Annotated in this window: 20 protein-coding genes; all 20 read right to left on the bottom strand. The window is 55.5% G+C overall.

Annotated features, from left to right (window positions below):
* Positions 1–67: 67 nt before the first annotated feature.
* Positions 68–2,140, bottom strand: a complete 2,073-nt coding sequence (locus E0765_RS08460; protein ID WP_132812783.1) for a WD40 repeat domain-containing protein — start codon at positions 2,138–2,140, stop codon at positions 68–70.
* Positions 2,141–2,158: 18 nt separating this feature from the next.
* Positions 2,159–2,965, bottom strand: coding sequence for a response regulator transcription factor (locus E0765_RS08455; RefSeq protein ID WP_132812782.1), 807 nt, complete (start codon positions 2,963–2,965; stop codon positions 2,159–2,161).
* A 4-nt stretch (positions 2,966–2,969) separates the two neighbouring features.
* The gene (locus E0765_RS08450; protein WP_132812781.1) at positions 2,970–4,250 is read right to left on the bottom strand and encodes a hybrid sensor histidine kinase/response regulator; all 1,281 of its coding nucleotides are present in this window, start codon (positions 4,248–4,250) and stop codon (positions 2,970–2,972) included.
* 1 nt (position 4,251) lies between these two features.
* Positions 4,252–5,628, bottom strand: coding sequence for a HAMP domain-containing sensor histidine kinase (locus E0765_RS08445; protein WP_132812780.1), 1,377 nt, complete (start codon positions 5,626–5,628; stop codon positions 4,252–4,254).
* Between the two features lie 81 nt (positions 5,629–5,709).
* Positions 5,710–6,264 (bottom strand): hypothetical protein, encoded by a 555-nt coding sequence (locus tag E0765_RS08440; RefSeq protein WP_132812779.1) that lies wholly within the window; start codon positions 6,262–6,264, stop codon positions 5,710–5,712.
* 15 nt (positions 6,265–6,279) lie between these two features.
* Complete coding sequence (gene cheB / locus E0765_RS08435) at positions 6,280–7,338, bottom strand: chemotaxis-specific protein-glutamate methyltransferase CheB (RefSeq protein WP_132812778.1); 1,059 nt, start codon at positions 7,336–7,338, stop codon at positions 6,280–6,282.
* An 8-nt stretch (positions 7,339–7,346) separates the two neighbouring features.
* Positions 7,347–7,970, bottom strand: coding sequence for a chemotaxis protein CheD (locus tag E0765_RS08430; protein WP_132812777.1), 624 nt, complete (start codon positions 7,968–7,970; stop codon positions 7,347–7,349).
* A complete protein-coding gene (locus E0765_RS08425) occupies positions 7,967–8,803 on the bottom strand; it encodes a protein-glutamate O-methyltransferase CheR (protein WP_132812776.1) in 837 nt (278 codons plus the stop codon). Before E0765_RS08425 ends, E0765_RS08430 begins: the two co-directional genes overlap by 4 nt.
* Positions 8,781–9,281 carry a chemotaxis protein CheW gene (locus E0765_RS08420; RefSeq protein WP_132812775.1) on the bottom strand — a complete coding sequence of 167 codons (501 nt, stop codon included), beginning with the start codon at positions 9,279–9,281 and terminating at the stop codon, positions 8,781–8,783. The genes E0765_RS08425 and E0765_RS08420 overlap by 23 nt, the downstream gene beginning before the upstream one ends.
* 9 nt (positions 9,282–9,290) lie before the next feature.
* Positions 9,291–11,336, bottom strand: a complete 2,046-nt coding sequence (locus E0765_RS08415; protein ID WP_132812774.1) for a chemotaxis protein CheA — start codon at positions 11,334–11,336, stop codon at positions 9,291–9,293.
* Between the two features lie 8 nt (positions 11,337–11,344).
* On the bottom strand, positions 11,345–11,713 hold the full coding sequence (locus E0765_RS08410; protein ID WP_132812773.1) for a response regulator: 369 nt from the start codon (positions 11,711–11,713) through the stop codon (positions 11,345–11,347).
* Positions 11,714–11,733: 20 nt separating this feature from the next.
* Positions 11,734–12,591 carry a hypothetical protein gene (locus tag E0765_RS08405; protein WP_132812772.1) on the bottom strand — a complete coding sequence of 286 codons (858 nt, stop codon included), beginning with the start codon at positions 12,589–12,591 and terminating at the stop codon, positions 11,734–11,736.
* A 128-nt stretch (positions 12,592–12,719) separates the two neighbouring features.
* Positions 12,720–14,663 carry a methyl-accepting chemotaxis protein gene (locus E0765_RS08400; RefSeq protein ID WP_132812771.1) on the bottom strand — a complete coding sequence of 648 codons (1,944 nt, stop codon included), beginning with the start codon at positions 14,661–14,663 and terminating at the stop codon, positions 12,720–12,722.
* A gap of 117 nt (positions 14,664–14,780) precedes the next feature.
* Entirely contained in the window at positions 14,781–16,046 is a 1,266-nt protein-coding gene (locus tag E0765_RS08395; RefSeq protein ID WP_132812770.1) for a methyl-accepting chemotaxis protein, read from the bottom strand.
* Positions 16,047–16,057: 11 nt separating this feature from the next.
* Positions 16,058–16,456: a PAS domain-containing protein gene (locus tag E0765_RS08390; RefSeq protein ID WP_132812769.1), complete on the bottom strand. Its 399-nt coding sequence runs from the start codon at positions 16,454–16,456 to the stop codon at positions 16,058–16,060.
* 119 nt (positions 16,457–16,575) lie between these two features.
* Complete coding sequence (locus tag E0765_RS08385; RefSeq protein ID WP_132812768.1) at positions 16,576–17,844, bottom strand: methyl-accepting chemotaxis protein; 1,269 nt, start codon at positions 17,842–17,844, stop codon at positions 16,576–16,578.
* 8 nt (positions 17,845–17,852) lie between these two features.
* On the bottom strand, positions 17,853–18,233 hold the full coding sequence (locus E0765_RS08380; protein WP_132812767.1) for a PAS domain-containing protein: 381 nt from the start codon (positions 18,231–18,233) through the stop codon (positions 17,853–17,855).
* The gene (locus E0765_RS08375) at positions 18,234–20,150 is read right to left on the bottom strand and encodes a methyl-accepting chemotaxis protein (RefSeq protein WP_132812766.1); all 1,917 of its coding nucleotides are present in this window, start codon (positions 20,148–20,150) and stop codon (positions 18,234–18,236) included.
* Positions 20,151–20,300: 150 nt separating this feature from the next.
* Positions 20,301–20,906: a POTRA domain-containing protein gene (locus E0765_RS08370; RefSeq protein WP_165921724.1), complete on the bottom strand. Its 606-nt coding sequence runs from the start codon at positions 20,904–20,906 to the stop codon at positions 20,301–20,303.
* Positions 20,907–20,991: 85 nt separating this feature from the next.
* The gene (locus E0765_RS08365) at positions 20,992–23,238 is read right to left on the bottom strand and encodes a methyl-accepting chemotaxis protein (protein WP_132812764.1); all 2,247 of its coding nucleotides are present in this window, start codon (positions 23,236–23,238) and stop codon (positions 20,992–20,994) included.
* Between the last annotated feature and the right edge of the window lie 11 nt (positions 23,239–23,249).

Raw genomic sequence — 23,249 nt, 5'->3', positions numbered from 1 at the left:
CCTTGCACGGTTTGGATACCGTAACTATAACGCCGTTGTGTGGCAAACATGTTGCAATCGGCGCAGCTCAGCGCATCAGTCCGTACTGGCGCAGGAGCTTTTCGTATTCGTCGTCTTTGCCGAACTCTTTGAGGTAATACGCGGCGATCGTACGCGCCATCGCCATCGAATTTTCGGTGAGAAGATTCGACAGGCGGTTAAATGCGGCCTGACGGACGCACTCTTTGATCTTGGCCTGGAAAAAGGCGATTGAAGCATAGGGAGCCATGATCTGCTGCACCAGCTTGATTTCCCCTTTGCCTACCGCGGCCATCGCGTCGGTCAGTACGGCATCGAAAGCCCGGTCGTATTCGGCAAACTCCCGCATCGATTCGAGCTCGGGATGGGCGGAGACGAGCTCGTATGCCGATTGGATGTCGTCGGCGAGGATATGGGCCAGCAGGGTGCGGCGCAGCTGGATCGCCTTGCCGATTTCGGCGAGTTCGGGTCGGTAAGGGAGGAAAACCGCTACCTGTTTGATTCCCGCAATCGCCTCGTCATAGCGGTTCTCGTCGACCAGACATCGGATTTTTTTGATGGAGGCCTCGGCGAGGGCGCATACTTTTTTGTAGAGCTCTTCGTGTTGCAGAAACGGGTTTTGGTCGGTGAGAATAAAATACTCTTTAAATTTTTTCTCTTTGATCAGCGCATCGGACTGGAGGAAGACCGAATAGTTTTTGAACAGTGCGTGGATCATCTCTTTTTTCCCCGGCACCGAAGTAAAGGGCTTGAGGAGCTCCTGGGCTTTAGGAGCGTTGCGCAGGGGATCGGCCGAGAGAAGTTTTTTGGCTTCGGCGAAATGTTTGGTGAAATACAGTTCCAGCTTGCGCGCACTGTCGGTTTTGGCCAGATAGGGGGCTTTTTCGAGCATGCCGAACGCTTCGAGAAAATTTTTGTTCTGAACCGCGACGGCGAATTTTTCGAAATCTTTTTGCTTTTGCAGGAGGAATTCGAACTCTTTTTTGTATTCTCCGTCTCCCAAAAACGGCTCGGCAAACTCGAGTGCGGACGCGGCGTTTCCGGTCGAGAAGCGGTTGATGATCTCTTTGAGGGTCTCTTCCCACGCTTCCTGGAACATCTCCGACATCGGGTGGATCGCGAGAAAGAGGTTTTTGTCGAGGCAGATCTTGGCCGTGCGGTAGTTTTTGACCGACACCGCCTGCGAGAAATCGTCGATAAAGGCGTGCATGTCGATCACGTAGAGCCACCCGTTTTCGAACCCGATGTGGAGAGTGGAGTCGTGGATATGGAGCGTACCGATCCCCTTTTGGTCGAGTTTGAAGGTTGAAAAAAGGGTGTTGTCGGCGAGTCTGACGATGTGCAGGTGGCCGCTTCGGGTTCCTACGATCGCGTAGCGGCCGCTTTCGTCCAGGACGCACGATGTCGGCCACGAGGGGAAGAGCACTTTCTTGCGTATTTCCTGGGTTTTAAAATCGTAAATATAGGAGTAGCCTTCGCGTCCGATCGCGTAGAGCGATTTGGAATCGTTGTAGAAAAAGGCGTCCTGAACGACGTCTTCTAGATAGGTATGAAGACGCTCTTTCTGAAAACGGAGGTTCAGAACGCTCATCGATTTGTCGTAGGCCGCGCAGACGAGATGGTTTCCCCCTTCGTCGACCGCGAGGGAGGAGATGTAATCGGGGCGTGGTTTGAGCGACATCACTTTTCGTCCGCTCTCAGAACTGTAGATGTAGACCTTTCCGTCGGTTCCCCCGGTGATGAGGTATTGTCCTTCGCGGCCGCAGAAACGCATGATTTCGGCCCGTTGGTCATGCCCTTTGACATAAAGGTGAGCGGGTGATTCTGCATTCTCTTCTTCGTTTTGGGACGGCAGATCGTAAACGGGACGGCACAGGGCGCAGGCCCCGTTGTCATTGGTACTGTAAGCGAGTACACCTGCGGGGCTGAAGGAGGCACCTTTCTGGTACGTATGGAGCGGTTCATCCGGCTCGCATACGGGATCGTGGCGGATCATCTCCCAGCGTTCTTTGTCGACGGTATAGAAATTTCCCAGCGTATTGGCGAAATAGACGGCATTATCGTCCGCATGCACCGCAATGACGCTTCCCTGCACCTGATAGGATCGGATAATTTTGATCATGGCGCGGCTCCTTTGCGGCTACTCGCCCGAATCGAGCATGCAGAGGATGTAAAACCTTTTTTGTCCTTCGGTACGCATCCTTTTGAGTTTGAGCCGATAGTGCGATGCTTCGAATTCAAACGCGAGGTCTTCGCCCATATAGAGGTGCTCTTCTTTCCAGTCGCAAAACGACGGGGAAGTCTTGGTCATGGCGTCGTGAAAAAAGAGCGATTTGAAATCGAGCTCTTTGGTCAGCAGTTTCGGGTAATGTTCCGTTCCGGCGACAAGTGAGAGAAGCTCGCTGTTGCAGGCCTGCACCGTATCGTTTTCGTCGACGATGAGCGAGGGGAGGGGAATGTTGTCGACGAGGGTCTGAAACGAGAACTGAAAGGTATGCTCGACCAGTTCGCGCCGCTCGGTGCGCTCTTTTTCGGCACGGTAATTTTCCTGCTCGATTTTGAGCGCCAGTTCGTAGAGGATGGTATCGAGCTTGTCGAAAATGATCGGCTTGATCATGAAATGCTCAACCCCGATTTCGATCGCCCGGAGCATGTAGGCCGCTTCGGAGTGGGCGGTGATCATGATGCACTTTTGCGAAGGGTTGATCTGTTTGATCTTTTCGAGCATGTCCAGCCCGTTCATCACCGGCATCGTCTGATCGGAAATAACGATATCGACCGGACGGAGCGAATCGCGGTAAAAGGCCAGCCCTTCCTCTCCGTCGGCGGCGAGGGAAACGTTCCCGACGGTGTCGCCGAGCATGTCGTAGACCATTTCGCGGATCAGCCGTTCGTCGTCGACAAACAGGATATGGAGGTTTTTCATAAGATCGTGTCTGCTTTGCATCGGATTATCCTTGTAGTAAGTCGGTGATCGGGAGGTCGAGCGTCAGGCAGGCTCCCCCCGGCGTATTGGAAGCGCCGATCGTTCCGCCGAGGCGCTCTTCGACGATACGACGGGACATGTACAGACCGATTCCGGTCCCCTGCGCTTTGTGTTTGGTTGTAAAGTAGGGCTCGAAGATTTTGTCGATGACCTCTTCCTCGATCCCTCCGCCGTTGTCGCATACGTTTAGCCGCAGGCGGTTGTCGTCGGTGATGGACGCGTCGACGCGGATCACTCCCTCGACGATACCGTGGGAAAGGATCGCGTCTTTGGCGTTGTTGAGGAGGTTGAGGACGACTTGCTTGATGTCTTCGGGGAAGCCGTAAAGGCGGATTTGGGCCGAAATATCCGCTTCGATCCTCACTCCGCTGAGGGCAAAGCTTTTTTCGAGCAGGTTGATGGTGCTTTTGAGGGTGTCTTCGAGGATGTAAGTCACTTTTTCGCGGTTGGGCTCGACCTGCCCGCGGAAATCGTCGATCGTCTGGGACATGTGCTGGATCGTTTGGAGCGCGTCGGCGAGGCTTTGGGCCATGATTTCATCGGTGAGGGTGCCGTTTTTGTGGTGGCGGCTGATTTTCTGGAAGAGCATCGAGATGATGTTGAGCGGCTGGCGCCACTGGTGGGCGATGTTGCCGATCATCTCTCCCAGTGCGGCGAGTTTGGCCTGATGGAGCATCAGGGCGTCTTTTTGGCGGTTTTTCTGGATCTCCTCCTCGACCCGGCGCTCCAGATCGCGGTTGAGGCAGCGGATCGTCTGCGTCGCGTCGTAGCTCAGCGAGAGGGAATAGACGAGCTGATAAATCTCTTCGTTGTTGAACGGTTTACGGATGTAGAAAATGTTGCTTTTGAGGCACTCGAGGATCTCTTTGTTGCTGCGGTCGGAGTAGGCGGTCGCGATGATGATGTTCACGTCCGGATCGATCTCTTTGAGCCGCATCGAAGTTTCGAGCCCGTCGATACCGTTGGGCATCCGCATGTCGACGATGCATACTGGGATGCGGTTGCCCGCTTCGTGTTCGCGGCGGAAAATTTCGACCCCTTCGAGACCGTTGTTGGCCTGATGGAGATGAAAATCGATCACTTTTTCCCCGCCGTCGATCGCGCTGCAGTCGATGTCGTGCAGTTTTTCGAGTTTCATGATGGCGTCTTCGAGGCTGGTCCGTTTGTACGGCGAGAGGATGGACGCGTAGGCGTCGAGGATCGTCGTATCGTCGTCGATGGTCAGTATGTGGGTGGTGAGTTCCATATTATCCCTCCGGTGTCAGGGTGATCGTAAAGAGCGACCCTTTGCCGATCCCCTCGGATTTGCAGGTGATCGTATGGCCGTTTCCGGTGAGGAAATTGGCAAACGAGTGGAGTCCCAGACCGTGGCCGTCATGTTTGGTGGTAAAGCCTTGCAAAAAGACGTTTTTGATCGTCGTCTCATCCATCCCGATCCCGTTGTCGTAGACGTCGATGACGATGTCCTCGGCCATGACGATGGAGTCGTTCATCATCATGTCGAGTTCGAAGAAACTTCCCTCACGGGGGACGCTTCGGGCACTGATTTTGATCATTTTGGAGAGGATGTATTTGTCGTTGTAGGCGGTATTGACGGCGTGAATCGAATTCTTCAGGAGATTGAGCAGGCCGTTGAAGAGGTGAATGCGGTTGATGTTGAACGTGAGTTCGGAGGGGACGTCGAGCATCAGCAGAATGTCGTGGCGGAAGAGCTGCGGTTCGATCACGCTGCGGATTTCGCCGATCAGCTCGGAGAGTTTGACCACTTCGTCCATGTTCGTTTTCGTATTTTTGTACAGTTCCTGCTGGAAAGCGATCGTCGTAGCGATGTTGCTGATCGATTTCTGGAGGCTTTTCATGTCGGTGTCGAGGACGTTTTTGATCGTGTCGGTGAGGGAGGATTCGATGATGTTGAGGCTCATCTCCACTTTTTTGAGATTTTTGAGGTATTCCTCGGCGGCTTCCTCGCGGATGAAACAGCGGTTCCCCAGAAGCTGCTCTTTGATATGGTCGAAATATTTGAAGAAAAACTGCATCGGTTCGAGGTTTTTGATGATCCGCTCGGACAGATGCTGCGCACCCGTGACGATGTTGCCGATATTGTGGATGTATTCGCTTGTGACGTCAAAAATACCCTGTTTGTACGCCAGTTCTTTGGAGATGCTGATTTCGTTTTTGTGGAGTTCGACGACGTTGGTGATATCGGTCAGCGAAAGGATATAGCTTTCGCGGTGTTTGTCCGAACTCCCTTCGGTATGGTTGATGACGGTCGAAATGATCGTGAAATAGAGGAGTTTTCCCTCAATCGTCATTTCGACTTTGGGAAGCATCCGCTCGTCTTTGAACGTCAGGAATTCGAACCAAGCGTCGGTGGGGCACGACCCGTAGGTATTCGTGATCGGGAGGGTCTGGATTTTTTGCGGGTAGAGCGAGTCCATGACCGAATCGAACACCTGGTGGAAATAGTTGTTGGTCTGCAGCAGCTCCCCTTTGGGGTTGACCAGCAAAATCGCGGTGTGGGCGGTCGCGTCGAAAAGGCTTTTGTTGATTTGTTCCAGATCTTGCTGGAGACGGTTGATGTCGGTCTCGTACTGGCGGGTGATCGGGGACTGGGTCGTATACATGGTTTTCCTTGTCGTCTGGAAGAGTGTGGAAAGATTATGGCGCTTTTGTGTGGCAAGTATGTTGCAAAAAAACGGCGGGGGTCAGTAGAGGTCGGAAATGTCGTAAAAATGCATTTTTTCGAAAAAACGGACCAGTTTACGGAGCTTTTCGCGCGTCGGCGGCTCGGTCTCGACGAGCAGCAATCCCGTATAGTGGTCGATCATTTCGTGGCGGAGCGCGAAAAAGCCGCTTTGGCTGAGCGAATCGTCGGCAAGCGCTTTGTGCATCGCCTGATAGGTACGGTTCTTTTCGGTCGGGGTGAATTCGGCGTTATCGAGTCGAATCACCTCCGAACACTCGTGCAGCGCTTTATCGAAAGGGGACTCCCGTTTCTGCGGATCGGCGGGTTGCGTGTTCGCACGCTGGCGTAGGCTTCGTTTGGGAGCATTATAGAGGTAGCGGTAGCGTGCTACGAGGTTGTACTGGTGGATCAGGGAGTCCGCCGCCGCCGCAGGTCCCAGGAAATATTGCGGAAGGGTGTTTTTGAACTCGACGCTCACTTTGCCGCCGGGCGTCCTGCGCCAGCCGATGATGGGTGCCCCTTTGGTCTTTGCGTCGGTGATGACCGCCTCGAGGAGGCGTTCTTTGGGAGTCACGGGAATCTCCAGCGTTTAGCCGTTGCGCGATCCGAACCGTTCGATCCGTTCGGGGATGTTTTCGAGGTCGACGCTCTCGCGCACGCCGCCCGCTTCGATCGCCTTGGCCGGCATCCCGAAGACGACGCACCGTTTGGCGCTCTGGGCGATGGTGTAAGCGCCCGCGTCGAACATCTCTTTGATCCCGATGGAGCCGTCATCGCCCATTCCGGTGAGCATCACCCCCATCGCGTTGCGTCCCGCGGCGTTGCAGACGCTGCGCATCATCACGTCGACGCTGGGTTTGTGACGGCTGATCCGGGGGCCGTCGAGGAGCTTGATGACGTAGCGTCCCCCTCTGATTTCGAGGGTGAGATGGCGATTCCCCGGCGCGATATAGACCGAGGAAGGCTCTACGTTCTGGCCGTCGAAGGCTTCGTAGACATTGAGCGGGCTCAGGCGGTTGAGCCGTTCGGCGAAACTCCCCGAAAACCCGAACGGGATGTGCAGCGTGATCAAAATCGGCGGCAACGGGGGGCGCAGGGCGGAAAAAATCTCCATCAGCGTCTCCACCCCTCCCGTCGATGCCCCGATAGCGATGATTTTGCCGCCGTAAACGGCGGAGGGCTTATGGGGAATGAGTTCGTCGGGATGGATTTTTGCCGTTTCGATTTCGATCGGCTGTTTTTTGATCTTGTTTTTGGCCCGATAGCGGTCGATCAGAAACGTCAGCCGCATGAGGGTATCTTCCATGCGGCCGAAAAACGACGCGTCGCTTTCGCCGATCTTTTTTTTCGGTATGAACCCCACCGCTCCGTCGTCGAATACCTCTTCGTGACGCGAAGCGTCGGTCGAGATAACGACTGCGGGCATCGGGTGAAGACGCATCAGGTTGCGCAAAAACGCCACGCCGTCCATTTTCGGCATGTTGATATCGATGGTAACCAGGTCGGGTTCGTGTTTTTTGATCAGGTCCCGTGCCTCGAATGCATCGGAGGCGGTGGCGACGACGGTAAAATCCTCGATTCGGGAGATCATGTCCGATAGGACCCGCTGCATCAGAGGGGAATCGTCGATAACGATGACACGGTACATCCTCGCTCCTAGAACAGGGTCACGCCGCTCTCTGCGGGGGCGCTTTCGGTCTTGTTGACCGCGCGTGCGAGGGCGCGGTCGGCCTGGGCCAGCTTTTCGTCCATCGAACGGTTGGCGATCGTTTTGGCGATGGTCTGGAAGTCGCGGTCGAGCATGACAACGCGGCCGTTGCTTCCCAGGACGTTTTCGGCGACGATACGGATCCCCTCTGATCGGCAGAACTGACGTGCGAAGAGGACGTTACGCTCCCCGATGCTGTCACTGAGATCGTGCAGGATATTCGCGCCGCCCGCGATTTTGGCCGAGATGTTTTCTTTTCGGCAGCCGAGTTTGTACATTTCGTTGAGCATCGCTTCCATGGCGTAGAGCCCGAAGCGGCATGACGTCCCCTGCGCGCACGAGGTTGGGAGGAGAAAATGGTTCATCCCTTTAACCTGCAGTGCGGCGTCGTAGAGCATGACGGCGACGCACGAACCCAGCAGCGTCGTGATGGGGAGGTCGTCTTCGTCGTAGGTGATGGCGAATTCTCCCCCGATGATGCCCAGGGTCTCTTTGTTACGGATGTATTTGATTGCGTCGGGACGCGAAAGTTTGACGATTTTGGAATCAACCGTCCCTTTGATGATTTTCATGGATACTCTTTGGTTTTGACAAAAATATTCTGGCCGTACCGTTCGACATAGGGGCTGAGCTCCAGCGGGCTTTCCGAATGCCCAAGATAGAGCGTTCCTCCCGGTTTAAGCGTGCGGAACAGTTTTTTCAATATGGCGTTTTGGTCGTTCTGATTGAAATAGATCAGGACGTTTCGACAGAAAACGACGTCGAACTCGTGGGGTTTGAAAGGATACTCCTGCGCCATCAGGTTGTGACGCTCGAAACGGACCCGCCGCGCGAGCGTCTCTTTGACCTTGATAAGGTAGTCCCCCTCTTTGGTGGGATGGGGACGGCGTTTGAAATATTCCGAGGGACGTATCCATTCGGGAAAGTCTTCGGCGTTTTTTTGCCATTCATAGATGCCGTTGGATGCGTGTCGGAGCACGTCGGTATCGATGTCGGTCGCCAGCAGCGAATAGTTCAGAGCCGCATCGGAATGGACCGTTTTGGCCGCCTCCATCGTCATCAGTATCGAATAGGGCTCTTCTCCCGTCGATGCCGCCGAACAGTAGATTTTCAGCTCCGATCCCTTCCCGGCCGCCTGTTTGAAAACCCGGTCCCGGAGATCGTCAAAGTGAAACGATTCCCGGAAAAAATTGGTTTTGTTCGTCGTAAACGTGCTGATGAACGTATCGACGTAGCGCCCCTGTTCTACGGCGCTTAAAATCGCGTCGATATCGTCGTGCGCGACGTCGCGCTTGAGTTTGTCGAGGCGGTTGGCGATCATGACGTCCTTATTCGGCCCCAGCGTGATGCCGCTGTGGCGGTACGCCAGCTCGCGGGCGCGCTCAAGCTGACGCGCTGTATACATTCGTCGTTCCCTCGCCGGCGCGGGAGAGGCGCTGCATCTCGTCTTTGTCGAGGATACGGTCGATGTCGAGGATGACGATCATTTTCTCCTCTTTTTTAAACAGCCCCTTGAGGTATTCGGGAGCGATGGACGTTCCCATATCGGGGGCGGGGTAGAGGCGGTCGAGGTCGACGTTTTCCATGTCGGATACTTCATCGACGACGAGGCCGATCATCCGCATGTCCTGCGTTTTGACGGCGATGATGATGGTGCGGTTGGTGTAAATGGGATCGTCGTTGACGTTGAAGCGGACCCGCAGATCGATCACGGGGGCCACTTCGCCGCGCAGGTTGATCACCCCCTTGACCCAACGGCTCGCGTCCGGGATCGGGGTTACCGTGGGATAGGTGAGGATTTCGCGCACCTTGTTGATCTGAATACCGTAGGTTTCGTTGCCGAGTTTGAAAGTCAGAAGCTGGTTGCTCTCGATGATGGCCATGGCGTACTCCTAGTAATTTTTCTCTAATATGTTCATCGTGTCGATGATAAGGCCGATCGTTCCGTCCCCGCGTACGGTGGCGCCGCCGATCCCCTGCGCGTTGCGGAAATTTTTGTCCAGCGGCTTGATGACGAACTGCTGCTGGTTCATGAACTCGTCGACGAACAGCGCGATTTTCTGGGCCGCCGAACGTACCACGATCAGCAGCCCTTCGGTGAGCTTGCGGTACTGGGGGGCGACGTTGAATACGTTGTGCAGCCGAACGATCGGGATAAACTCGTTGCGCAGCATGAGCATCTCCGAATCCTTGTCCCCGATGTGCTTGATCATCTCTTCTTCGGGCTTTAGCGATTCGATAATCGCCGACAACGGCAGGATAAACTGCTCGCGCCCGATTCGGATATTGAGCCCGTCGAGGATCGCGAGCGTCAGGGGAAGGGCGATCGTAAACGTCGTGCCGTACCCCTCTTCGGTGTCTACCTTGATCGCGCCGCCGAGTTTTTTGATGTTGGACATCACGACGTCCATCCCCACGCCGCGCCCCGAAATATCGGTGACGGCGTCGGCGGTCGAGAGGCCGGGGGCAAAGATCAGCATCGCTTTTTCCTCTTTGCTCATCGCTGCGGCCTGATGCTCGTCGATCACCCCGTTCTCCAGAGCTTTGGCTGTTACTTTGGCGACGTTGATCCCGCCGCCGTCGTCTTGGATTTTGATGATCATCTGGCCGTTCGCCTGTTCCGCGCTCATCATCAGCGTCCCCGTTTCGGGTTTACCGAGAGAGCGCCGTTTTTCGGGCGATTCGATCCCGTGGTCCAGGCCGTTGCGGACGATGTGCATCAGCGGATCGGTGAGCCCTTCGATCATCGCTTTGTCGATTTCGACGCTTTCGCCGAAATGTTTGAAATCGATTTTTTTATCGAGTTTTTTGGCGGTATCGCGGATCACTTTGGGAAACTTCGAAAAAACGGTCTCCATCGGCACCATCCGCACGCTCATGACCGATTCTTGGAGCTCTCTGATATGGCGGTCGATCAGATCGAGCCGTTCGGAGAGTTCGGCTTTGATCTTCTGGTCTTCCATCGTGTAGGTGTACTGCGAGAGCATCGAGTGTGCAATGACCAGCTCGCCGATGTTGTTCATCAAACCGTCGATTTTCGACAGATCCACGCGGATCGAATTCGAGGTGCTGTCGGCTTTGAACTTCTTGGCTTCCTTGTTTTCCGCTGTAAGGGCTTCTTTGGGCGTTGCGGGTTTGGAGACTGCGGTGTCGGCTGTTTGGACCGCGCGCACCGGGATGTCGTCGAAAAACCCGAAATCCTCCTCGAGGGCGATCGGAGCCGACGGGGCATCGTCGAAAAAGCCGAACCCTTCGGAACCCGAGGATAGTTCGTCTCCCGCCCGGCGGAAAGCCTCTTGTTCCAGATCGTCGAAAAATCCGAAAATCTCTTCGAACGGGGGAACTTCCTGCTCTTGCGGGGAGTGTGCATGATCGTCGAACAAGCCGAAGTATTCGTCCATCCCCTGCGGCAGTTCCGTCTCTTCCGAGGGCTCCTGGCCCAGAGGGCCGAACCCTTCTTCATCATCGAGGGGAAGAAGCAGCCCGAAATCCTCATCGCTGCCGGCGGAGGCCATGAGCATTTCCAGCTCGCGCGAGTCTTCGTTAAAAGCGTCGATCTTGCGCAGAAGAAGCGCCTTGATATCGGCGAAACGCTCCTCTGCCAGTTCGCTTGCCAGTTCGAGTTCGAGCACCTCTTTGAGGGTGTCGATACCTTCGATCAGCAACCCCGCCATGCTCTCTTCGAACGAGAGCTCGCCGTTGCGCAGGCGGTCCATGAAAAATTCGAGTTCATGGGCGAGGGCCGCGAACATCGCAAGCTCGACCGAAGCGGAGTTCCCTTTGAGGGTATGGACCGAGCGGAAGAGCGAATTGATCGTCTCGCCGTCCATGTCGCCGCTCTCTTCGGCTTCGAGCAGCAGCGTATCGATCGTCTCGAAAATATCTTCGGCCTCTTCGAGGAACATCTGCCGATATTTGTTAATATCAAAAACTGCCATAACCTTCCTTAGCGGCTGAGGACGATTCCGACCGCCTTGAGAAGCTGCTCGGGGACGAACGGCTTGACGATCCATCCGGTTGCCCCGACCGCCTTTCCTTTGGCTTTCATGTCATCGTTCTTTTCGGTAGTGAGGGTGAGAATCGGGGTTTTCGCGTAAGAGGGGAGCTTGCGCAGTTCCACGATCAGGTCAAACCCGTTCATGTTGGGCATGTTGATGTCGGTAACGATCAGGTCGAATACCGTCGCCTTGGCTTTTTCGAGGCCGTCGGCACCGTCGATCGCTTCGGTAACCTCGGGGTATCCCCCTTCGTTCAGGGCGTATTTGACCATGTCGCGCAGCATATTGGAATCGTCAACAATCAAAATCTTTGGCATATTTTTCTCCGTATTTGGTATTAAAACAACGTAAAGTCGTCGATATCGACCTGCTCAGGCTTGCACCCTTGCATGGCATCCTCATGGCCCATCGCGTAATCGCGCTGTTCTTGGATCGTGTAAAACGGCACGAGTCTGGCTTTGAGTTCGTTTTGTTCGGCCATGCTGACGCCGCAGCCGTTTTCGCGTGCATGGACGATGTCGTCTTCCATGATCTTGCTGATCCCGTCGATCATCTGGGTGATCCGGTCTTCGCACTGGAGCACCATGATGAAGCCGAACATCGCCTTGATGACGTCGTCGGTACGCGAGAGGATCGAGTGGGTCATGTTCCACGACTCTTCAAGATCGTTGAACTCTTCGGGGACGATCTGGGCCTTGAGGGCGGTCAGTTTTTCGTGGGCGACCGCGGCGTCTTTATGGATGGCGCGCATCTCTTCGACCCGCTCTTCGAAGATCGTTTCGATTTCGCGCGTGCTTTCGCGCATGCTCTGTTTGATCCCCTCGAGGTTCGCCTGATGGACCCCCGTATCGACGCTGAAGCGGCTGAGCATCTCCCGCAGACGCCGTGTCCGGGCCCGCTGCTCGATATGGGGCCGGTAGGCTTCGAGCATCGCGGGAAGACGTTCGAGCCGTTTGCGGTCGATCCATGCGCTGAACGAATCCGGTACCAGCCGCCGTTCCAGCTCGGGATCGCTCAGCGCGACGATGAAAAAGCACTCTTTGGGATCGACGAAAGCGCCTGCGTACTCGACGTGTTCAAGCCCGCATACCAAAACGTCGCATCCCTTTTCCCGCGCGTCGACCAGACCAAAACCGCTCCCTTCGAGCGAGGGGAAGCGATCTTCGTCTTCTAACAAATTCCAGAGGGTATTCATTACCGTATCCTTTTAAAACTACGCTGTCAGTATTCCGTATTAGTGTTGCAATATTGTGGCAAAACGGTCGTTTCGCCGTCCGTGAAAAAAGGGCTGGCGGGGTGAAACGCCTAAGGCGATTCACGTGGTTAAAAACTCTCCCAGATATCGTCATCGTCATGTTTGACCGGCGGCTTGGGAGCCGTATAGGCAGGTTTGGCGTAAGCGGGTTCGGATACCCGTACCGCGGGACGTACGGGCGCGGCGGAAGGGCGCGGAGTACGATGTGCGGGGCGAACGGGTTCGGGAGCCGGATGCGACTGACCGCATGCGGCTACGCGCACCTTGTTGAGTGATGCAAACACTTTGGTGGTGTCGGTTTCGATCTCTTTGGCGATCCGTTCGAGCTCTTCGGGTCTGGCTCCCGCTTTTTCGCGGTTGATGTACTCCTGAACCTTCTGGTGGACGTGGGCATGGTTGGAGAGGAGTTCGTTCCATTCGGAGCCTTTGGCATAACTCTCGTTGCTGTGGGCCTGAATCCATTTGCCCAGATCGCACTGATGTTCGTTGGTGACCGTCCATGCGGTGACGCTCTCTTTGAGTTTGCCGAAGTTGTTGTTTTTGAAATTGACGTGGTCGAATTTGAGTTTGTTCGTTTCGAACATCATGTCGATTCGGCAGACGCGGTTTTCGGACTCTTTTCGGTATTTGGTCTTTGCCGCGGTCGCGCTGAGGGTTTGCGACATACCCAGAATCTCTTCGCTGAGCTTGCTCACTTCGCCCGCAAGTGACGCGTTTTGCTGCGTCATCTGATCGAGCTGCGCGACGGCGGAATTGATCTGGTTGATCCCCGCCATCTGTTCGCGGCTGCCGTTGGCGACGTCCTGGACCAGCTGGGTCGTGTGGGAGATTTTCTGGTTGATGACGTCGAACCCTTTCATCATGTTTTCGCTCACGGCCAGACCGTCTTTGGATTTGGCGTTGGCCAGTTCGGCGAGTTCTTTGATCTGCGAGGCGGCGTCGGCGCTGCGGTTGGCGAGGTTGCGCACTTCCTGGGCGACGACGGCGAACCCTTTGCCCGCTTCGCCTGCGGTGGCCGCTTCGACGGCGGCATTGAGCGAGAGGATATTGGTCTGGAAGGCGATGTTTTCGATGATGGCAACCGCTTCGTTGATCGCCTGGGTCGCTTTGCTGATCTCGTTCATCGACATGACCGTCGTATCGGCGAGGGCTTTGCCTTCGCTGGCGGCCTGTTCGGTTTCACGCGCCAGCGACGCCATTTCGGAGGCTTTCTGGCTGTTGGCCGAGATATTGCTGGTGAGCTCTTCGATCGCGGCGGCTGTCTCTTCGAGGCTCGAAGCCTGGGTATTGCTCGAACCGGACAGATCGTTGCTGGCACCCGAGAGGGTGGTGGCACCCTGGTTGAGGGCGATGCCGTTTTTGGAGAGGAGGGCCATGAAATCGCCGATGCTTTCGCTGAGCCCCTGCAGGCTCGTCATCATACCGCCAAGTTCGCCGGAGTATTTGCCCGTCTCGAATTCGACGGCGAAATCGCTGGTCCCCAGAGCCGACATGACGCGCGAGATTTCGGCGGTCGCTTTTTCCATTTCGGCCAGGGCGGTGTTGAATCCGTTGATCGTCTGTTGCAGTGCGGGGCTGCCGGCCTGCGCTTTGATCCGGACTGAGACGAACCCGACGGCCATAAGTTTGGCGACGTTGGCGATGTCGGCGATCGCTTCTTGGTCTTTGTGCGCAACCGCGTCGAGACGCTCCATATAGGCATTGAAGTGGCGTGCCGCTTCGCAGATTTCGTCGTTGCCCGAAATCTCGAGCCGGATGCCCGTATCGTTGGTGCGGGTGATCGCTTCAAAGCCGTGCGTGAGGTTTTCGACCGAATTGAGGATTGTTTTCGATACCGCGCTCGAGAGGGCGATGAACGCCAATCCGCCTGCGATAATCAGCGTTTCGGCGATAAACGTATCGGTTCCGGTGCTTTTGGACATAAAAATGAAAATACCGGCCCCCGCCGTCATGATGACGGCAAAAATCGGGAATAGTCGCAGCCTCTCTCTAATGGTGAGGTTGTTAAACACGTTGAACTCCTTTTGGTTGTGTGCAATGATGGAAGTGTAGAAAGGAAAAGTTGCAACTATGTTGCATTATAACCGCGCCCTATACGTGGGACGCAGACAAAATGAATGTTAATTCACTCAGGATCCCCGGCGTCCGCCGAGCAGCTCGTGTTTTCCCCGAAACTGTTTGGATTCGATATGGCGGTAAATATCGTCGGAGAGAATCTGCACCGTTTCGGCGGTCCGGGTGACGTTGGCGGCGATTTTGGCGTTTTCCTGGGTCATTTGATCGAGTTGCGTAATCGCGGTGTTGATCTGTCCGATCCCCTGCATCTGTTCACGGCTCGCGTTGCTGACGTCCTGGACGAGCATCGTGGTCTGCTCGATCTTTTCGGCGATCACTTCGAATCCTTTGGTGAGATCGCCGGCGATGTTCATTCCCTCGTCCGATTTGGCGGCGGCCTGTTCGGCGAGGGATTTTATCTCTTTGGCGGCGTCGGCACTGCGGTTGGCGAGGTTGCGCACTTCCTGGGCGACGACGGCGAACCCTTTGCCCGCTTCGCCTGCGGTGGCCGCTTCGACGGCGGCGTTGAGCGAGAGGATGTTCGTCTGGAACGCGATGTTTTCGATGATGGCGACGGCATTGTTGATCGAGCGGGTCGCCTCCTGGATCTCGGTCATGGCCTGCGCCGTTTTGTCGGCCAGTGCGGCTCCTTGTTTGGCGCTATCGTCGGTTTGTGCCGCCATGCGGGCCATGTCGTTGGCTTTTTGGGCATTCCCCTGGACGTTCCCTGTCATCTCCTCCATCGCGGCGGCGGTCTCTTCGAGATTGGCGGCCTGCTCGTTGCTGGCATTCGAGAGGCGTTCCATCGCCTCGCGCAGCATCGCGGCTTCGTTTTGCAGGTCCAGCCCGTTTCGAAGACTATCAGAGAGCATCTGCGTGATTTCGTCGGCCAGGTTGTTGACGCCTCGGATCAGCGATGCGAGTTCGCCTTGAAGTTCCCCTTCGCTCAGGCGCGGGGTAAAATCGTTGGTGGAGTAGGTAGAGAGGGTCTGGACGATCTGCACAAACCGCTCCGAGAGCAGAAGGGTAAAGGCGTTGAACGACGAAGCGATCACACTCATTTCACTGCCGTGCGCGTCGATTTCGGACGGTTTGAAGATTCCCGATTTCATCTGGTCGAGCGCGAGTATCAGCTCGCCCATCGCGAGCATGTCTTTTTGCTTGCTCTCGATGAGCGAAGCAAGGCGGCGATGGATCGCGTTCGAGACTTTTTCGAGTTTACGGTCGGCGAATTCGGCCCCCGAATAGCGGTAGCGGTTGCGTTTTCCTTCGGCGATATCGAAAATGTCTTCGATCATCGCTTCGAGCAGTTGGGCGTCGGCAGGTTTGGTTCCGAACATATCAGTTTTCCTTAGAGGGTTTGGTAAAGCGCTTCGGCTTGCGCGATTTCATCGCGGGTAGGTTTGCGGCGGCAGGAGATGTAGTGGCGTCTACCGTTGCGGGTGATCGGAAAGACGGTCGCATACACCCAGTAATACTCCGACCCGCTGCGGGTTTTGTTTTTGACGAATCCGGTCCATATTTTTCCCTCGTGTACGGTGTCCCAGAGGCTTTTAAACGCCGCCTTCGGCATGTCGGGGTGGCGCACGATATTGTGAGGCCGGCCGATCAGGTCGCTGACCCGGTAATCGGCAATGGTGCAGAAGTCGTCATTGGCGAAGACGATAATCCCTTTTTCGTCGGTTTCGGAAACCAAAAACGCCTTGTCGGTCAAAACGCGTTCGGCACCGTTCGAGGTAAAGATTTGCATGTCGTTGATTCCTCATGGTTTGGTAAGGAAATTATGCGGTTTTAGTGTTGCAAGTGCGTCGCAAAAAAATAACGTTTTTATCACACCCGCAGGGGAGAAAAGAGGGGGAGGCGGGAGAGTCAGTTCGCCGAAGCGAGAAGCTGCTCTTTTCCCCTGAACTCTTTTTGGGAGATTTCGGCGTACATATGGTCTGAGAGGTTTTGAACGATGCCTGAGAGGGAAGCGACGTTATTGGCCGTTTTGGCGTTTTGCTGGGTGATCTGGTCGAGCTGCGTGATCGCATGGTTGATCTGAGCGATTCCGGCCATCTGTTCGCGCCCGGCGAGGGTGACGTCGCGTACCAGCTCGTCGGTCTCCGAGATTTTGTCGGCGATCGTCGAAAAGCTTTCCATCATGTTTTTGGAAGTTTCCAGACCTCCCTGCGATTTTTCGCGTGCGAGGCGGGCGACTTCCTGTATCTGGCGGGCGGCGTCGGCACTGCGGTTGGCGAGGTTGCGCACTTCCTGGGCGACGACGGCGAACCCTTTGCCCGCTTCGCCTGCGGTGGCCGCTTCGACAGCTGCGTTGAGCGAGAGGATATTGGTCTGGAACGCGATGTTTTCGATGGTCGATACGGCCTGGTTGATCGCTTCGGTCGCGCGGACGATCTCGTTCATCGCCGCAAAACTTTCCTGCGCGATGTCGTTGCCGTGCCGGGCGGCGGTTTTCGCTTCGCGTGCGACGCGACTCATCGCTTCGGCTTTTTCGGCGTTGGACGAGACGTTCGAGGTGAGTTCCTCGACGGCGGCGGCGGTCTCTTCGAGACTGGAAGCCTGCAGGCTCGCACTGGCGCTGAGCTCTTCGGAATAGCGGGAAAGCTCCGAGGTATTGCGCCGGAGGGCGAGGGCGTCGCCGAGCTGCTGACGGTACTGTTCGGCGATGATTTCCTGAAGCTCGTTGATGTGTTCGTTGAGGGTGCGGATGTCGTGATGCCACCCGTCGGATTTGAACGGAACCCGCAGGTCGTTGTTGCTGATCCGGGTGAATCCCGATTCGATCTCGCTGAACAGCTCTTTGAGACGGCTCATGAGCCCGTTGTAAAAGTTGGTCGTCTCTTTGAGAACCCCGCTTCCGTTATGGGTGCACTGCGCCATGCTGACGTTGCTCAGTTCCCCGGTTTTGGCCCGAAAAACCGACATGGCGAGCATTCCTGCCTGGATGTAATTGGCGTCGCGGACCGCTTTGTATTCGGCGGCGAAACGGTGGAGATCTTCGAGCAGATCGTTAATGCGGTGGCTGCCGCTGGTGAAACGGCTGTCCACTTCGTTCACTTTTTCGAGGACGAAATGGCGGCAGTCGTTAATGGCCTGTTTGAGGATCAGGTAGTCTTTTTTACTGATATCGAACATAATGCTCCTTAATGCATCGTTTTGTAAAGCGCGTCGTATTTGGCGATCTCCTGCCGGGTCGGCTTGCGCCGAAGCGAGAGGTAGCGTGTCTCGCCGTTTTCGAAAGTGATCGGTGAAACGGTGGCGTAGACCCAGTAGTATTCGCCGTGTTTGGTGCGGTTTTTGACAAAACCGTTCCAGGTTGCTCCCTTCTTGATCGTGTCCCAAAGGTCTTTGAAGGCGGCCTTGGGCATGTCGGGATGGCGGAGGATGTTGTGGGGTTTGCCCAAAAGCTCTTCCCAACCGTATCCGCTGTATCGCAGAAAATCGTCGTTGGCAAAGGTGATGACACCCCGCGCGTCGGTCTCCGAAATGATCAGCGACGTTTCATCCATCTCAATTTCTCTCATTTATGCTGTCTCCTTGGTCAGATTGTCCATAAGGACGAATAGTTCGGTACTTGCCTCTTCCATATCGCGGAAGTTGGCGATAATCTCGCTTGCGTGGCTCAGGCAGAGCTGCCCGGAGGGGTCTTTGATGAAAGCGAGATTTTTATTGACGCGGTCATGGACGATTTCGTGCGGCCGGGTCATCTGCGCGAAGCTCGCCGTTTTGCCGAAGCGCCGCCGCCCCTCTTCGTTATACCATTGGCCGATGCTGCACTGCTGCGTCGTCAGCACCTCAAGACGGGGCTCACAGCGCATGAGGCTGTTGTAGGCGCGCGATTTGTAGATGATGTGGTCGATTTTCGCCAGGACGATGAAGACGCTGTTTTCCATCATGTACGACGAATTGACGATGCTTGTCGACGTCTCGTTGAGCCGGATCAGGGTTTTTTCAAAATCGTGGATGTGCTCGGTCGAGGATTCGACCACCTGGTTCATCTCTTCGGCACTTTTTTCGATGTCGCTCATATCCTGTTTGAGCGAGTTGATCGAGACGGCGATTTCACCCGTGGCTTTGTGCGTCCGCTCGGCCAGTTTGCGCACTTCGTCGGCGACGACCGCGAAACCGCGTCCGTGCTCGCCGGCCCGTGCGGCTTCGATCGCGGCATTGAGCGCGAGGAGGTTGGTCTGCTCGGCGATGTCGGTGATGAGCCGGATGATCGAATTGATCTCCTGCGTGCGCGAAGCCATATGGATGATCGCCTCGTTGTTTTCGTTGACGCTTTGTTTCATCGTTTCGAGTTCACGTACGATCATTTCGATCGTTTGACGGCTGTCGTCGGAGAGGTTGGCGGCCTCTTTCGTCGATCGGGTCACCTCTTTGAGATTGGCGATGTTGTGCTCGAGATTGTGCTGGATGACCGCGAGCGATTCGGTCACTTCGACCGAGAGCTTGCTCAGCTCCGAATTGAGCGCGTCGCGCTGCTTTTTCCCTTCCTGCTCTTCCATTACACGGATCGAATTGCGGACCAGTTCGGTCGCATCGATGAACTCGCCGTGCATCCCTTGCGAACTCAGCGGTACGCTAAAATCCCCGCGCGTCGCGTTGCCGATGGTGAGATTGATCCGGTGGATAAAAGTCTCTATCTGGCTGATGAGCTGTTCGAGCGAATGCCCCATGAGGCCGAGTTCGGTCCCAGGAGCGGCCTCGATGCGGGTCTGGGCAAAATTACCTTCGGCGACGCGGCGTATGACGAGGGTAAACGATTCGAGTGCCGAAACGATGGAACGCTGGACGAGATTGGCAAACGCGAAAATCATCACCGCAACCGCGATCCCCGAGACCATGACCGCCGTTTTGAAAAAGAGGATGTTGTCGTGCATCTCATCGGTAGCGGCGACGAAGCGGTCCCGCTTCATTTTGACCACTTTTTCGAAACTTTCGCGTGAGGCTTCGGCATAGGGAGTCAGCTCTTTTTTGTACTGGCCGTAAATGGGGATCGTGTTGGCCGAAATGAGGGTTTTATCCATTTTGCCGAGGGTCTGCATCAGCGCCATCGTGTTGTCCAGAAACGCGAACGTCGTCCGCTTGGCTTCGGCGATCAGCGATTCGGACTCCGAGTCGGCCAGTTTTTCGAGTTCGGCGAAGTTCTTTTTGATTTTTTCGGATCGCTCCTGGAGTTTCACCATGTTTTTGTCATAGCTGTTGCCGAGCATGATGTCGCGGCTGGTGCGGCTGACGTAATTGAGGTCTTTTTCGATTTCTAGGGTATACAGCGCTCCGGCCGTGGCGTTTTGCTGCAGCTGGGTATAGTCGGATTCGATTTTGCTCAGGGCGAAAAAGACGAATACCGCAGCGAAGACGACCGCCGCCGTGACACTGAGGACGAGATAGGTCATCCGCTGTCGGATGGAGAGCCGTTCGAACAAAGACGTGTTCATGAGGTTCCCCCTTTCGGTTACATTTTTATTACATTGTAATCAGGGGTATCGTAACGCTTTAATGTTGCAACTTTGTGGCAAAACGATTTTAGCGCTGCCGGAGGAGAAACTTTCCCTCATACGTGCGGCGTGGCGAAACAAGAGGGGGGATCAGTTTTTCCCTTCGCGGGCGTAGCGGGCTTTGAAAGATGGGTATTTTTTGATCGCGACGGTGACGATGCCGTTGTCGTCGGCCTGCGCGATTTCGGCGTAGGCGAGTTCGTAGCGGCGGGAACGGTAATAATCTTCGACCGTTTTAACCAGTTTCGCGAGTGCGTCGTCGTTGTGCTCGGTCCCCAGCAGCGGTTCGATCTCTTTCATCAGACGGTAGGTTGAAATCTTTTCGTTTCCGGTGAAAAAGACGCGGTTGATCAGCCCTTTGTGCAACGGCCGCCGCTCCATTTCACCGATGGAACGCCGGTTGAAATCGGTATATTTTTTGATACTGACGGTCACGGTGCGGTTTTTTTCGTCGATGGAGGCGACCGAAGCGTAGGCGAGGCTGAAATTGTTTTTACGGTAAAACGACTCGACGTCTCCTGCGATCCGCTCAGCGGTGGAAGCGTCAAGCGTTTTGCCCAGATAGGGCTGAACCAGCGCATTGAGTTTCTTGGTCGGGATTTTTTCGTTACCTTCGAAAACGATTTTGTCGATGGGAGTCGAAGCCGAAAGGGAGAGGGATAAGAGTGCGAGTGAAAGCAAGACGTTAACGCGCATGCATGCTCCTTGAAGTAAATTGGGGAATTGTATGACGTTAGTGTGGCAAGTGTGTTGCAAACGCGCGGGCGCGCGGGGAGGCGGGTTAGAGATTCCCGCCGCAGTTGAGGGATTTGATGGCATCGAGTCCGTTGAAGACGCCGCGCGTCGCCTCTTCGAGATCGCGCGTGATCCGCTCGAGAGTCTGGGAAGAGGCACGGGAGAGATCGGCTTCGATGTAGGACTGCACCCCGCTGTGGACTTTTTCATGGGCGCTGAGCAGCGCATTCCACGCTTCCCCCTGGGCAAACGGCGCCGAAGCGTGTTCGTCGATCCATTTGCCAAGATTGCACTCGTGGTGGTTGCTCACCCGCCAGACGCTGTGTTCGCTTTTGAGTTTTTTGTAGTTGTTCTCTTTGAAATTGATGTGATCGATTTTGAGTTTCGCCGTGTCGAAAATCATCTGCACGTCACAGTTGTGGTGCTCCACGCTCTCATCGAAGCGGACGCGTGAGAGCATGTGTTCGAACTGCTCGGTTTTATCGAGGATTTCGTTGGCTATCTGGGCGACATTGTTGGCGGTTTTGGCGTTTTGCTGCGTCATCTGGTCGAGCTGGCTGACGGCATCGTTGATCTGGTTTATACCCGCCATCTGTTCGCGGCTCGCACTCGCGACGTCGCGCACCATCGCGTCGGTTTCGGTGATCTTGCGGGCGATCATCGAGAAACTTTCCATCATGTTTTGGGAGGTTTCCAGACCGCCTTGCGATTTTTCGCGCGCGCTGCGGGCGAGCTGCTGGATCTGCGCTGCGGCGTCGGCGCTGCGGTTGGCGAGGTTGCGCACTTCCTGTGCGACGACGGCGAATCCTTTGCCCGCTTCCCCGGCGGTGGCCGCTTCGACGGCGGCGTTCAGCGAGAGAATGTTGGTCTGGAACGCGATGTTGTCGATGATGTCGACCGCCTGGTTGATCGCTTCGGTCGCGCGGACGATTTCATGCATCGCTTCGAGGCTTTCGCCCGCGACGGTGTTACCCCGCTCGGCGGCATGCATCGCTTCCTGGGCCGTACGGGCCATCGTTTCGGCTTTCGAGGTATTGGATGCGACGTTCGAGGTGAGCTCTTCGATAGCCGCCGCGGTCTCTTCGAGGCTCGAAGCCTGCTGGTTGGCGCTCGCACTCAGTTCGTCGCCCGAAGAGGCGAGATGATGGGCGTCACGGGTAAATTCGCGCGAGAACCGCGAAATCAGTGAAAAAATCTCGCTGTTGGAAGCCGCCACGGCGCTGACCGCCTGGTCAATCGACGCAAACGATCCTTTCGCGTCGCGCGATTCTCCCGATTTGCTGTAGTCGCCCTGTGCGAAATCGACGAAAATGGCCACCAGTTTTCCGAAGGTGAGTTCGATTTCGTCAAGGAACGTATTGAGCGTGCGGGAGAGCTGCTGGAGATTGGGATCGCTGTACCGGGTGGCGATACGGTGGTGGAGAAATCCTTTGCTGGCGTTTGAACAGATGGTTTCGAAATCGAGGATCGCCTGCTGCTGTTCGTTGAACTTCGCTTCCGCTTCTTTGATATTGCGGTTGATCATGGCTCCCATTTTCCCGAATTCGTCGCTACCCAGATCAGGCAGGGGCTGGGCGTGTTTCTCTTCTCCCCCCAGAAAACGGAAAAATCCCAGCAGGCCGTTTTGTGCCAGGGAGAGCGATTCTTTTATCTGTGAGGCGATCATAAGCATGATGACGATCATCGCGGCGATCCCGATCGCTCCGCCGATTCCGGCGACGATTCCCCACATGAGGATATCGTTTTTAAACGTCTCTTTCATTCGGGCCGCTTCATCCATTTTGGATGCCACGAGACTCTTCATCGATTCGCGCGACGCTTTGGCCAGCGGCGAGAAATTGGCATGGTAGAACCGGTAGGTCGCTCCCAGGTCGTGCGGCCCGTTTTGAAGGGTGCGCATCAGATCGCGCGACGACGTTATAAAGACCATCGCGTCGTTTTTCGCTTTTTTACAGATGCCGCGTTGTGCCGCGTCGCTGGTTGTCTGTTCCATCCGTTTAAAGAGGATTTCGATTTTTTCGTAGGTATCGTCGAGTTTGTTCAGGTTTTCGTTTAGGTCGCCGCCGAGCATTATCTCACGGGTAATACGGCTGAAATAGTTCAGTTCCTTTTCGGTCTCCAGTACCGCTTTGACCCCTTCGAAACTCCTCTGGTCGAAGCTTTCGAACTCTTTGTTGAGCGAATTGGTCGCGAGCAGGAAAATCAGTGTTTCGAAAATCACGACCGCAGAGGCGAGTACCATGATGAAGCCGAGTTTTTTCGAGACCGGTATACCGGTGAGCCATTGTTTCATTGCCGAATCCT

The organism is Sulfuricurvum sp. IAE1 (genome assembly GCF_004347735.1).
Taxonomy (GTDB): Bacteria; Campylobacterota; Campylobacteria; order Campylobacterales; family Sulfurimonadaceae; genus Sulfuricurvum.
Note: the sequence above shows the minus strand (reverse complement) of the source record. Positions and strands in the feature narration are given on the sequence as shown.